Here is an 11,549-nt window from a genome sequence, read left to right as displayed (position 1 = left end):
AGATGGGGCCGCGTCATCCGTCTAAAGAGAATGAAGGATTGGGAGGATTGACATGACAGACGACGAGCTGGAGCGATTTGCGGCGCAGGGAGCGGAGGCCTTGCCTGACGGTGACGACGGCGTGGTCACGCATGATGGTGCCGATATCTGGTACAGCGCCTATGGCTTCGGGCCGGCTGTGATCCTGCTGCATGGCGGGCTCGGGAATAGCGGCAACTGGGGCTACCAGGTGCCGGCGCTGTTGCGCTCCGGCCGGCGCGTGGTGGTGATCGACAGCCGCGGGCATGGCCGCAGTACGCGGGACGGCAAGCCCTACACTTACGAGCTGATGGCATCCGACGTGCTTGCGGTGATGGATCATCTGGAGATCAAAAAGGCGGCGCTTGTGGGCTGGAGCGATGGGGCGTGCACGGCGCTCATTCTCGCCGACAAGCACCCTCAGCGCGTCAACGGCGTGTTCTTCTTTGCCTGCAGCATGGATCCATCAGGCGTAAAGCCCTTCGTGCCGACGCCCGTGATCGACCGCTGCTTCAACAGGCATCGAATGGACTACGAGGCGCTGTCGCCGACGCCGGATCAGTTCGACCGCTTCGTCGAGGATGTGAGCCTGATGATGTCGACGGAGCCGAATTATTCGGCCGCCGATCTGAACCGCATCCGTGTGCCGGTGGCAGTGGCTCTGGGTGACAAGGACGAGTTCATCAAGCCGGAGCATGCGGCTCATCTGGTGCGCAGCATTCCCGGCGCGACCTTCATTCCGCTGGAGGGCGTCAGCCACTTCGCGCCCCTGCAGCGGCCCGATGACTTCAATCGGACCGTGCTTGGCTTTCTGGATCAGTTGGCGTGAGGCTTAGAGGCCGATCTCGTTGGCCCATGGCGGGTTGGCGCCGGCGCGGGAGACCGTGACGGCGGCAGCCTTGGCGCCGAGCGAGAGCGCGTTCTGCAGTGCCTTTTCATCGAGCGAGGCGACCTGCGCCTTGGTGAGCAGGCCATCCATCTTCAGCGAGGCGAGAACGCCGGCATCGAACGTGTCGCCGGCGCCGACAGTGTCGACCACGGTGACGCGCTGGCTGGGAACGGTGACCTTGCGCTGGCTCGTGTAGCCCGTCGCGCCCTCGGCGCCCTTGGTGATGACGACGAGCTTGGCGCCGTGCTGCAGCCAGTGAGCGGCGAGATCGTCATGGCTGCCATCCATGCCGAACCACTCCAGGTCCTCGTCGGAGAACTTCAGGATGTCGGACTTGGCGGCCATGCGCTTGATGCGCGCCATGTGCGCCTGCTTGTCCTTGATGAAGCCGGGGCGGATGTTCGGGTCGAGCGAGATGACGCGCTTGGCCGCCTCGCGGTCGAGCAGCGCCTCGTAGGTTTCGCCGCAGGGGCTGGGGATCAGGCTGATGGCGCCGAAGTGCAGCGCCTCGCAATCGTCGCCGAGGACGGGCAGGTCATTGGTAGTGATCATGCGGCCGGCGGTGCCTTCGTCATAGAAGGCGTAGGTTGCCTGGCCGTTGACCAGCTTGACGAAGGCGAGCGTCGACGGACGCTGCGCGATGGCGCAGAGGCTGAAGTCGACATTGCTCGCCTTCAGCGTATCGCAAAGGATTTCGCCCATCATGTCGTCGGCGAGACCCGTGAAGAAAGACGTCTGAATGCCCAGGCGCCCGAGCGCGATCGCCGTGTTGAAGATGGCGCCGCCGGCATAGGGCGCAAAGCCCTTTTCGCCGAACGTCGTCTCCCGCGGCAGCATGTCGATCAACGCTTCTCCACAGCACAAAATCATGTCCGTCTCCCAAGGGCATTACGATCTGTCGATGCCCAAATGGATTAGATAACTTCGTGGCAAAAGCAAAGCGCCGTGAGCAATTATTCACTCAAAGTGATGAAATACCGCCGTTGCGGCCGGACCATGCCAGCGGCGCATCGAGGAAGGATTCCACCTCGTTCAAGGTGTTCTGATCGAACAGTTGCTGCTCCTTGGCGACGGCGAGAACATCGCGCCATGTGGCGATATAGTGCAGCTTGACCTTGCCATCGGCAAAGCGCAGCGCGCCTTCATCGAAGATGCCGTAATAGAAGAGCGCGATTCCATGATCGACAATGCCGCCGGCGTCGCGCACCGCATCGATGAACTTGAACATGCTGCCGCCCGCAGTCGTCAGGTCCTCGATGACGAGTACGCGCGAACCCTCGGGCATGTTGCCTTCGATCTGGGCGTTGCGGCCGTGGCCCTTCGGCTGCTTGCGGACATAGACCATCGGCAGGCTGAGGCGATCGGCGAGAAGCGCGGCGAAGGGAATGCCAGCCGTTTCGCCGCCGGCGATGCAATCGAACTTCTCGAAGCCCGCTTCGCGCAGCACGACGCTGGCGGCGAAATCCATCACCGTCGAGCGGATGCGCGGGAAGGAGAGAAGCTTGCGGCAGTCGATATAGACGGGGCTCGCCATGCCGGAGGCGAACTTGTAGGGCTGGGTGGCATTGAAGTGAACGGCCTTGATCTCCCAGAGCATCTTGGCCACCAGCTCGGCCATGACTTTGCGGTCGGTGAATGTTGCCTGGATCATCGTTCTCTCCTTCGCCTCTATCGGGTGCTCAAACTTATGGGCCAATAGCAGCAAGTGGGGCAAGTTTCCAGAACGCGAGCGGGTCAAACGCAAGAATTGCAATTTCACGCGCTTACGTTGCCGTTGGTGCCGCTTCTCGCTCTGTTAATATCGCTGCGTCAGGACGCGATGATTCACCAAAAGCGCGAGGCGCGCCGGGTCGCAAAAACCCTTGCTGGTATTTCTTTTGCGGACAACTTAAATTTCCACAACCCATTCATAATTTTAGACATTCGTCATACGTATTGTTCGGCAGGCACTTGCACTGAGCGCCATGGTTGATGAGGCCCAGAACGCTCAAATTTGAATGATTTCATTAACAACGGGGTGAAACTTCCCGCGCCATTTTCCCAGCGCCCAAAGACGCCATGAAGGAGTCCAGAATGCGCCTCACGAGGTTCACACCGTTCCAGCAGTTCAACCAATCGCTGACCCTCAAGATCTTCTCCATTTGCTTTGTCTCGACGCACGTGCCGCTTTTGGCGCTCGTCGTCTATCTCGTGACCGGTTTTCGGAGCGAGGCGATGCCTGTGCTTATCCTGGTGCTGGGAGCGACACTGATCGGGACTGCCTTTTGCCTGGCCTGTGTCTGGGCATTCATCCGGCCGCTGCACCAGATCGCCGGCGTGGTCGAGACCTACCGCTCCACCGGCGTCGTGAAGTCGGTGCGCAGCAAGCGCAAGGACGAGGTCGGGATCGTCACCAACGGGATCTCGATCCTGATCAAGGAACTCGACGCGACGCTGGCGCAGCTGCGCCGCCAGGCGACCACGGACGTGCTGACCGGCCTCGGCAATCGCCGCTGGCTGAAGGATATCGGGGCGCTGGAGATCGCCCGCGCCGCGCGCGAGCGCACGCCGATCTCCGTCGTGGTCTTCGATCTCGATCACTTCAAGTCGATCAACGACCAGTTCGGCCACGATGTCGGCGACCAGGTGCTGGTCATGGCCGGCGCGACGATCCAGCACAATCTGCGGCCCTATGATATCGCGGCGCGCATCGGCGGCGAGGAGTTCTGCCTGGTATTGCCACGCACGGACATCAATGTCGCCGTCAACATCGCCAACAGGCTGCGCATGCAGTTCGAAAGCAAGGCCGTCGGCCCGCTGCCGGCCAAGCGCGTGACGGCAAGCTTCGGCGTCTATCGCGGCGACCCCGCCAGCGAAACGCTGAAATCCATGCTGACGGCGGCGGACCGGGAGCTTTATGCCGCCAAGAACGGTGGTCGCAACATGGTTCGCTCGGCGGTCTCCTTGTCGATCCGGGACGCGAAGATCCGTGCCTGATCACTCCGCTACCAATTCGCCGATATCGGCGGGCAGCATCTTCTTGTAGAGCGCAAGCGCTGCCCGTCCCTCGTCCTCGCTCAAAGCGGCGGCATATCTGACCGCCGCTGCCAGGAGCTGCATGACGAGTCTCGCCAGCGCGAGCAGTGCCGGCTTCGGGCGATCCGGATAGACCTGCTCCAGCACCGCGAGCAGCGCCTGGGCGTGAAACTCCATATCGTCGGCATCGATTTCCTGCAGCAGCCGATCCGCCTGCGTGGCGAACCATATATCGCGCATGACGGGCTCGCTGCGGAAGAAGGCTTGATATTCGTCGGCGATCCGGCAGAGCGCCGCACGCAGCGTGGCGGCATCCTTTGCTTCCGCAAGCGCCGCGACCACGCAGGCCCGGCCCTCCTCGTTGAAGCGCTCGGCCAGCGTTGCGAAGATCGAGCTCCTATCCGGGAAATACTGATAGAGCGCACCAAAGGAGAGATCGGCCTTTTCGACGATCTCGCTCATCTTCAGCGCATCGCTTCCCTTCGCCTCGATCAGCTCGGTGGCAACAGCAAGAATTTTTTCGAAGCGCTCGCGGCCTCTCTGCTGACGGGGAATGCGCCGGGGCTGCCTGATGGCCCCCGTCTTTATTCGCGATCGCGCCGCCGTTTCGTCCGCCATCTAAAACTCCATTCCGGTTGACAGGAGAAATAAGAGAGTTTATCTGATTTTGCAAATGAGAGATTTTCTCTGTTATTGACTTTTTGTTTGGCAGCCAAAATGGGAGGTCATCGGCATGGCAATCATTCTCGTATTGGCGCTTGTCGCCGCCGCGATCGGCAGCGGGCTCGTCGCCGGCACATTCTTCGCGTTCTCGACCTTCGTGATGCCGGCGTTTTCACGCATCCCGACAGAACAGGGGATCGCGGCGATGAACTCGATCAACGTCACCATCCTGCGCTCGCCCTTCATGATGCTCTTCGTACCGACGGCCATTCTCTGCCTCTTGATCGGCGTGCTCGCGGTGATGAGTTGGCGGGAGGGGGCGAGCCTCTGGATGCTCACCGGCGCGGTCATCTACATCGTCGCCTCCTTTGCCTCGACGATCATCTTCAACGTGCCGATGAACGATGCGCTGGGGCAGGTTTCAGGCAACAGCCCCGAGGCCTCCGCCCTGTGGCAGGGCTACCTTCGCGACTGGACGTGGTGGAACCATGTGAGGACCGTGGCTTCGCTTCTGGCATCCGCCGCGTTCGTGCGGGCACTGATGCTGATCTGATCTCGTAACCGAGCGCCGATATCTCTAATGCGCCAATGGTTTCAGATGTTTGCGCTTGCTTAGCGGCGCGGCGGCGATATCGTGCAGGTCATGGAACATATCGAAGTCTTCCGCCGTCTTGGCGTGGCGCTTGCCATCGGTCTGCTCGTCGGCGTCGAGCGGGGCTGGACCGAGCGCGACGTGCGCGTCGGCGGACGCACTGCGGGACTTCGCACCTTCGGTCTCACCGGCTTCCTCGGCGGCATTGTCGGCACGTTGCAGCCGCTGACCGGCCCGTTCTTCCCAGCCACGATCGCGGTGCTTCTCGGGGTCGTCTATATCGCCGGCAAGTGGCAGGAGGCGATCGAGGACAAGGATTACGGCATCACCTCGATCATCGCCGCCCTTTGCGTCTTCGCGCTCGGCATGCTCGCCACGCTTGGTGATCTCATCACGACGGGAGCCGGCGCGGTTGTGGTGACCGTCGTGCTCGCGGCCCGCACCAGTCTTCACGGTTTCCTGCAGGGGCTGACCTGGGTGGAGCTTCGGTCGGCGCTGATGCTGCTCGCCATGACCGTCATTGCGCTACCCCTGCTGCCGGACAAGCCGCTCGATCCCTGGGGCGCGCTCAATCCCTACGCGCTCTGGCTTCTGACCATCACCATCGCAGCACTGTCTTTCGCCGGCTATGTGGCGATACGGCTCATGGGATCGAGCCGCGGGATATTGCTTGCAGGAGCTGCCGGCGGACTTGTCTCGTCCACCGCGCTGACGCTCTCCTTCGCGCGCTATTCGATGGAGGCCCCACAAGGAGCGCGGCATCTGGCGGCGGGTGCGGCGATTGCCGGCGCGCTCTCCTTCGCGCGCGTTCTCGTCATTGCGAGCGCGCTTTCGCTGAGCATGCTGGCGCCGCTCTCATCGGCACTCGTCCCCGCCATCATCGGCTTCCTGGCGACCAGCCTTTTCCTTGCCTGGCGTTCCGGGTCGAGCACGCAGGCGCCGGAGATCGGGCTTACCAATCCGTTCGAACTGAAGACGGTGATTTCCTTTGCGCTGCTGCTCGGCCTGATCAGCCTCGTCTCGAAGATGGCGACCGAATATGTCGGCGCGTCGGCGCTCTATGTCGTCGCTGCCATCTCGGGTCTTGTCGATGTCGATGCGATCACGCTCTCGACCGTGCGCCTCGTCGGTTCGGCGATCAGCGCCACGACGGCGGCCGATGTGACGCTGATCGCCGTTTTCGTCAACATGGTCACCAAGGTTGCGCTGGCCTTTACCGCGGGCCGCCGCGAATATGCCGTGACACTCGGTCTCGCCTCGGCGGTCGCCATCCTCTTCGGCGCGATCGGCTATCTCTCGACGCGCGGGATTTGGGCTGTCTGAGGCGAGCCGATCAAGAGGCGGTGCGGGCCGTGTCCGTGGGGACTGCCTGCAGGTGGCTCGCCAGTTCGACACGGTTGCGACCGGCGCGCTTGGCGGCGTAGAGCGCCTTGTCGGCGGCGGTCAGCATGGCGTCGAAGGGCAGCGGCTTGGTGCGGCCGGAGGCGACGCCGACGCTGACGGTGCATTTGCAGATCTCGCCGTCGATATCGAGCTCGCGCCCCTCGAAGGCCTTGCGGATGCGCTCGGCGACGACTTCGGCGCGGCCGGGCATGACCTCGTGCAGGACCATCGCGAACTCTTCGCCGCCGAGGCGCGCAACCGTGTCGCTCAGCCGGCAGCTCGCGGTCAATTCGGCCGCGAAGACCTTCAGCACGCGGTCGCCGACCGTGTGACCGAAGTTGTCGTTGATCGATTTGAAGTGGTCGATGTCGAAGACCAACACCGCCGTCGTCGGGCCCATGACGCCGGCGCCGTGGCGATCGAACAGAGCACGGCGGTTGAGCAGGCCGGTCAGCGGATCGGTTGCGGCGTCGATGCGGTGGCGGGCGGCCATCCGCCATTGGTGCAGCGCCAGCGACAGCGCGCCGATGCCGGTCATGCTGGCGATGCAGACGGCGAGGCTCAAGTCCTCCGACCAATTGTCGGGTGCCGCACCCAGCACAAGCTTGCCCTGATAGATCAGGACGGCGGCGCAAAGCACGAAGGAGAAGGCGGTCAGGCAGTAGAGGCTGGTGATGCCGGTCAGCGGGACGATCGCTTCGGCGCGGGCGCGCCAATATTGGTAGGCCGTGGCGAACAGGAAGGAGGCGATGGCGATATTGTCGATGATGAAGGACAGGCCGTCATAGCCGAGCAATATCGGCACCGAGGTCGCCACCACCGCGATGGCGCCAAAGGCCGCGATACGTGCGTGCGGCAATGTTCCTGTCCGGAACTGGCAGCCGGCGCCCCAGACCGTTGCGAAGCCGGGAAAGAGAAGTGCAAAACAGATGGTGCCGACGACCGCATCAGGCGTGTCGACATAGATCCCATACGCAACAATGCCGCTGACGATCAGGATCAGGCCGACGCCGCAGGCCAGCAGAAATGTTTCGGTCCGCCGGGCAATCCAGCTCGCCAATAAAGTAATGGCGAGACATGTCGCCGAGACCGCCAACGCGGTCAGCAATGAATTATAGTCAAGCGTCATGCTTTGAACTTCGTGGCTTCTGCCGCGCTTTCGTTTTCAGAAAATGGAATTCGCCCGACAGCGAATGTGTTATCAATTTCGTTAAAAAAACATGTATTTAAAGCTTAGATGTTAGCGCAATAACATATCCCCGCGGATATGCATTCTCCTTCCAGTAAAAAATGATGGGTTTACGAGCGCCGTTAGCGCTCGATATCCCAATGAAGCGGGAACATGGGGTCGAATACCGTGACCGGACCGGCGCCGGTCTCGATCTTAACAGGAAACGACACGGGTTCGGCGCGCTTCACCAGCGTTATTACTTCTTCGTTTATCGGAAGGCCGTACCAGGCCGGGCCGTTCAGCGAGGAGAAGGCCTCCAGTTTGTCGAGGGCATTGTCCTGCTCGAAGACATGCGCAAGGCAGCTCATCGTGTTGATCGAAGTATAGATGCCGGCGCAGCCGCAGCCGCATTCCTTGAGCGGATCGACATGCGGCGCGGAATCGGTGCCGAGGAAGAAGCGCGCGTCGCCGCTCGTAGCTGCCTGGCGCAACGCGACACGGTGGTGTTCGCGCTTGGCGACCGGCAGGCAGTAATAATGCGGGCGAATGCCGCCAACGAGAATGGCGTTGCGGTTGATGATCAGGTGGTGGGTGGTGATCGAGCCGGCGAGGTTGCGCTCGGCCGACTTGATGTAGTCGATGCCGTCCTTGGTCGTCACATGCTCCATCGTCACCTTCAGCTCCGGCAGTCGCTTGCGCAACGGATCAAGCACGGTTTCGATGAAGACGGCTTCGCGGTCGAAGATATCGACATCCGATGTCGTGACTTCGCCATGGACACAAAGCGGAAGACCGATCTTGGCCATGCGCTCGAGCACCGGCATGGCCTTGTCGATATCGCGTACGCCGCCATGCGAATTGGTGGTGGCGCCGGCGGGGTAGAGCTTGACGGCGGTGATCAGGCCGCTGGCCTTGCCCTTCTCGACATCGTCGGGATCGGTGTGCTCCGTGAGATAGAGCGTCATCAGCGGCTCGAAGCGGTCGCCCTTCGGAAGCGCGGCCATGATGCGGCCGCGATAGGCCTCGGCATCCGCTGTCGTGACAACCGGCGGCACGAGGTTCGGCATGATGATGGCGCGGGCGAAGTCGCGGCTTGAATCGGCAATCACGCCTTCCAGCATGGCGCCATCACGCAGGTGAAGATGCCAATCATCGGGGCGGCGGATGGTGATCGATTGCATGACTGTAACTCCGGCAAGGCTGCGCTTTAGGGCTCAGCCTTGGGAATTACATCCAAGCATGGGGGATGGCAAATGGTTTGCCCGTCGCAGCCAGGCAATTCGAGATCAGGCGATCTCCAGGGTGACGTCGGCGCGGCGGCGATTGCCGAGAATGAGGCGACCGTTCGGAAGATCGTTCTCATAGACCTTGCGCGCCGATTCCTCCTCGCTCAGCTTGTAGCCGCGCCAGCGCGCCCACAGCCGTTCCTCCAGCACCTCGATCGGTGGGGCGAGCATGATCGAATAATCGAACACGCCTTCGAGCTCCGCCCACTTGCCGAGGCTGAAGAGCAGATAGTTGCCCTCGACGATGATGAAGCGATGCTCCGGGCCGATGGGACGCGCCGAGGCGATGGCAAGCTCACGCGAACGATCGAACACCGGCACCAGCACTTCCTGATCGGCCAAGCGAACGGCGCGGATGATATCTAGGAAGCCGCGCACGTCGAAGGTCTCGGGGATGCCCTTGCGGGCAAGCTGGCCGCGCTCGATCAGGATGGCATTGTCCATGTGGAAGCCGTCCATCGGCAAGACTGCGGCCGTTTCGCCGCCGGCGCGCAAGGCGTCGGCGATGTGGTCTGCCATGGTGGATTTGCCGGCGCCGGGCGGGCCAGCGATGGCGATAAGAAAGCGCTTCGCGTCGCCGGCGCGGGCAAGAACCTCGCCGGCGATATCCTCGATCGTCATCGTCATGCGGCAACGGGCTCCGTAGGAACTGACTTGGCGCCGGTCATGAAGGCGACGGCGTCCGACATTGTGTATTCCTTCGGATTGATCACCGTCAAGCGACGGCCGAGGCGGTGGATGTGGATGCGATCCGCAACCTCGAAGACATGCGGCATGTTGTGCGAGATCAGCACGATCGGGATGCCGCGCGAGCGGACGTCGAGGATCAGCTCCAGCACGCGACGGCTTTCCTTGACGCCCAACGCCGCCGTCGGCTCGTCGAGAATGATGACCTTGGAGCCGAAGGCCGCCGCGCGGGCAACCGCCACACCCTGGCGCTGGCCGCCGGAGAGGGTCTCGACCGCCTGGTTGATGTTCTGGATGGTCATCAGGCCAAGTTCGGTGAGCTTCTGCCGCGCCATCTTTTCCATCGCCGAATGGTCGAGCTTGCGCATGACCTTGCCCATGAAGCCCGGTTTGCGGATTTCGCGGCCGAGGAACATGTTGTCGGCGATCGAGAGCGCCGGCGAGAGGGCAAGGTTCTGGTAGACGGTCTCAATACCGGCCTTTCTGGCTTCCATCGGCGAATGGAAGTTGATCGGCTGGCCCTCGAGGCGGATCTCGCCTTCATCGGGGCGGATGGCGCCGGAGATCGCCTTGATGAGCGAGGACTTGCCGGCGCCGTTATCACCGATCACCGCCAGGATTTCGCCCGGATAGAGATCGAAGTCGGCATGGTCGAGGGCGGTGACGCGGCCGTAGCGCTTGACGAGACCACGCGCCATGAGAAGGGGTTCGGTAGCCATCAGCCTGCTGCCTTTCTGATCCACTGGTCGATTGCGACGGCGACGATGATGAGGACGCCGATCAAGAGGTAGGTCCATTGCACGTCCGTGCCGAGCAGGCGCAGGCCGAGCGAGAAGACGCCGACGATGAGCGCGCCGAACATCATGCCAAGAACGGAGCCGCGGCCGCCGAAGAGCGAGATGCCGCCGATGACCACTGCGGTGATGCTTTCGATGTTGGCGAACTGGCCGGCGGTGGGCGATACCGAGCCGATGCGGCCGATAAGGGCCCAGCCGGCGAGCGCGCAGATGATGCCAGAGAGCACATAGACCGAGATCAGCATGCGCTTGACGTTGACACCCGACAGCTCGGCCGCCTCAGGATCGTCACCAACGGCATAGAGATGACGGCCCCAGGGCGTGTGATTGAGCACGTACCAGAGGAAGGCCACGAGCAGCACCATGGCGATCACACCATAGGTGAAGACCGCGCCGCCGATGCGGAAGGTGTCACCGAAGAGCTGCAGCAGCGGCGCCGTGGTTTCGATTTCCTGGGCGCGGATCGTCTCGTTGGCGGAATAGAGGAAGTTCGTCGCCAGAACGATCTGCCACATGCCGAGCGTGACGATGAAGGGCGGCAGTTTCATGCGGGCGACGAGCCAGCCATTGATGAAGCCGCAGAGCGCGCCGACGGCAAAGCCGCAGAGGATGGCGAGCTCGACCGGAAGGCCGTAGCGGAAGACGAACTGGCCCATGACGACCGAGGACAGCACCATGATGGCGCCAACCGACAAATCGATGCCTGCCGTCATGATGACCAGCGTCTGCGCGGCGCCGACGATACCTGTGATTGCCACCTGCTGAAGAATGAGCGTCAGCGAGAAGGCGGAGAAGAACTTGGTGCCCAACAGGGCGCCGAAGATGACCAGCGACAGCACGAGCACGATCAGCGATACCGCCGATGGGCTCGAATGCAGGAAATGCCGGAATTTCTGAAGGAAACTCTTGTCGTCCGTGTCGAACGAGGCGACGTCGGTCGAACTGTCCTTGAGGACTTTTTCGTAATCGTGATGCGGCGATGCCGCGGTTGGCTCACTCATGGAAATCCTCCGCGTGGCCCCACTCCCAAAGGGCATCCCGCCGATGC

General features: G+C 62.2%; 12 protein-coding genes. 4 read left to right on the top strand and 8 right to left on the bottom strand.

Annotated features, from left to right (window positions below; genetic code table 11):
• The first annotated feature begins 46 nt into the window (after positions 1 to 46).
• Positions 47 to 847, top strand: coding sequence for an alpha/beta fold hydrolase (locus ACCD05_RS10720; protein WP_413392618.1), 801 nt, complete (start codon positions 47 to 49; stop codon positions 845 to 847).
• 3 nt (positions 848 to 850) lie between these two features.
• Here ACCD05_RS10720 and ACCD05_RS10715 read toward each other — a convergent pair whose 3' ends face one another.
• Both ACCD05_RS10715 and ACCD05_RS10710 read right to left on the bottom strand, forming a co-directional pair.
• A complete protein-coding gene (locus ACCD05_RS10715; RefSeq protein ID WP_413392534.1) occupies positions 851 to 1,777 on the bottom strand; it encodes a carbohydrate kinase family protein in 927 nt (308 codons plus the stop codon).
• Between the two features lie 91 nt (positions 1,778 to 1,868).
• Complete coding sequence (locus ACCD05_RS10710; RefSeq protein ID WP_413392532.1) at positions 1,869 to 2,558, bottom strand: orotate phosphoribosyltransferase; 690 nt, start codon at positions 2,556 to 2,558, stop codon at positions 1,869 to 1,871.
• Positions 2,559 to 2,980: 422 nt separating this feature from the next.
• Here ACCD05_RS10710 and ACCD05_RS10705 point away from each other — a divergent pair, with 422 nt between their 5' ends.
• The gene (locus ACCD05_RS10705; RefSeq protein ID WP_413392530.1) at positions 2,981 to 3,883 is read left to right on the top strand and encodes a GGDEF domain-containing protein; all 903 of its coding nucleotides are present in this window, start codon (positions 2,981 to 2,983) and stop codon (positions 3,881 to 3,883) included.
• Here ACCD05_RS10705 and ACCD05_RS10700 read toward each other — a convergent pair whose 3' ends face one another.
• A complete protein-coding gene (locus ACCD05_RS10700) occupies positions 3,884 to 4,540 on the bottom strand; it encodes a TetR family transcriptional regulator (RefSeq protein ID WP_413392528.1) in 657 nt (218 codons plus the stop codon). It abuts the gene before it with no gap.
• Between the two features lie 115 nt (positions 4,541 to 4,655).
• Here ACCD05_RS10700 and ACCD05_RS10695 point away from each other — a divergent pair, with 115 nt between their 5' ends.
• Together ACCD05_RS10695 and ACCD05_RS10690 are read left to right on the top strand one after the other, a co-directional pair.
• Entirely contained in the window at positions 4,656 to 5,138 is a 483-nt protein-coding gene (locus ACCD05_RS10695; RefSeq protein ID WP_413392526.1) for a DUF1772 domain-containing protein, read from the top strand.
• 90 nt (positions 5,139 to 5,228) lie between these two features.
• Entirely contained in the window at positions 5,229 to 6,500 is a 1,272-nt protein-coding gene (locus ACCD05_RS10690; RefSeq protein WP_413392524.1) for an MgtC/SapB family protein, read from the top strand.
• A gap of 10 nt (positions 6,501 to 6,510) precedes the next feature.
• Here ACCD05_RS10690 and ACCD05_RS10685 read toward each other — a convergent pair whose 3' ends face one another.
• The 5 genes from ACCD05_RS10685 to ACCD05_RS10665 all read right to left on the bottom strand — a co-directional run bounded on the left by ACCD05_RS10685 (position 6,511) and on the right by ACCD05_RS10665 (position 11,502).
• The gene (locus ACCD05_RS10685; RefSeq protein ID WP_413392522.1) at positions 6,511 to 7,689 is read right to left on the bottom strand and encodes a GGDEF domain-containing protein; all 1,179 of its coding nucleotides are present in this window, start codon (positions 7,687 to 7,689) and stop codon (positions 6,511 to 6,513) included.
• Between the two features lie 182 nt (positions 7,690 to 7,871).
• Positions 7,872 to 8,912 (bottom strand): dihydroorotase, encoded by a 1,041-nt coding sequence (gene pyrC, locus ACCD05_RS10680; RefSeq protein WP_413392520.1) that lies wholly within the window; start codon positions 8,910 to 8,912, stop codon positions 7,872 to 7,874.
• A gap of 105 nt (positions 8,913 to 9,017) precedes the next feature.
• The gene (locus tag ACCD05_RS10675; protein ID WP_111561617.1) at positions 9,018 to 9,644 is read right to left on the bottom strand and encodes a nucleoside triphosphate hydrolase; all 627 of its coding nucleotides are present in this window, start codon (positions 9,642 to 9,644) and stop codon (positions 9,018 to 9,020) included.
• The gene (locus ACCD05_RS10670) at positions 9,641 to 10,423 is read right to left on the bottom strand and encodes an ATP-binding cassette domain-containing protein (protein ID WP_111561616.1); all 783 of its coding nucleotides are present in this window, start codon (positions 10,421 to 10,423) and stop codon (positions 9,641 to 9,643) included. The genes ACCD05_RS10675 and ACCD05_RS10670 overlap by 4 nt, the downstream gene beginning before the upstream one ends.
• Complete coding sequence (locus tag ACCD05_RS10665; protein WP_018898261.1) at positions 10,423 to 11,502, bottom strand: ABC transporter permease; 1,080 nt, start codon at positions 11,500 to 11,502, stop codon at positions 10,423 to 10,425. The genes ACCD05_RS10670 and ACCD05_RS10665 overlap by 1 nt, the downstream gene beginning before the upstream one ends.
• Between the last annotated feature and the right edge of the window lie 47 nt (positions 11,503 to 11,549).

It is taken from the genome of Rhizobium sp. Rhizsp42 (genome assembly GCF_047304155.1).
Taxonomy (GTDB): domain Bacteria; phylum Pseudomonadota; class Alphaproteobacteria; order Rhizobiales; family Rhizobiaceae; genus Rhizobium.
Note: the sequence above shows the minus strand (reverse complement) of the source record. Positions and strands in the feature narration are given on the sequence as shown.

Bases quoted from the DNA above. Each gene is read 5' to 3' on its own strand.
- ACCD05_RS10710 (WP_413392532.1), bottom strand. From the start codon at position 2,558: ATGATCCAGGCAACATTCACCGACCGCAAAGTCATGGCCGAGCTGGTG.
- ACCD05_RS10670 (WP_111561616.1), bottom strand. From the start codon at position 10,423: ATGGCTACCGAACCCCTTCTCATGGCGCGTGGTCTCGTCAAGCGCTAC.
- ACCD05_RS10675 (WP_111561617.1), bottom strand. From the start codon at position 9,644: ATGACGATGACGATCGAGGATATCGCCGGCGAGGTTCTTGCCCGCGCC.
- ACCD05_RS10700 (WP_413392528.1), bottom strand. From the start codon at position 4,540: ATGGCGGACGAAACGGCGGCGCGATCGCGAATAAAGACGGGGGCCATC.
- ACCD05_RS10705 (WP_413392530.1), top strand. From the start codon at position 2,981: ATGCGCCTCACGAGGTTCACACCGTTCCAGCAGTTCAACCAATCGCTG.
- ACCD05_RS10690 (WP_413392524.1), top strand. From the start codon at position 5,229: ATGGAACATATCGAAGTCTTCCGCCGTCTTGGCGTGGCGCTTGCCATC.
- ACCD05_RS10695 (WP_413392526.1), top strand. From the start codon at position 4,656: ATGGCAATCATTCTCGTATTGGCGCTTGTCGCCGCCGCGATCGGCAGC.
- ACCD05_RS10715 (WP_413392534.1), bottom strand. From the start codon at position 1,777: ATGATTTTGTGCTGTGGAGAAGCGTTGATCGACATGCTGCCGCGGGAG.
- pyrC (WP_413392520.1), bottom strand. From the start codon at position 8,912: ATGCAATCGATCACCATCCGCCGCCCCGATGATTGGCATCTTCACCTG.
- ACCD05_RS10665 (WP_018898261.1), bottom strand. From the start codon at position 11,502: ATGAGTGAGCCAACCGCGGCATCGCCGCATCACGATTACGAAAAAGTC.
- ACCD05_RS10685 (WP_413392522.1), bottom strand. From the start codon at position 7,689: ATGACGCTTGACTATAATTCATTGCTGACCGCGTTGGCGGTCTCGGCG.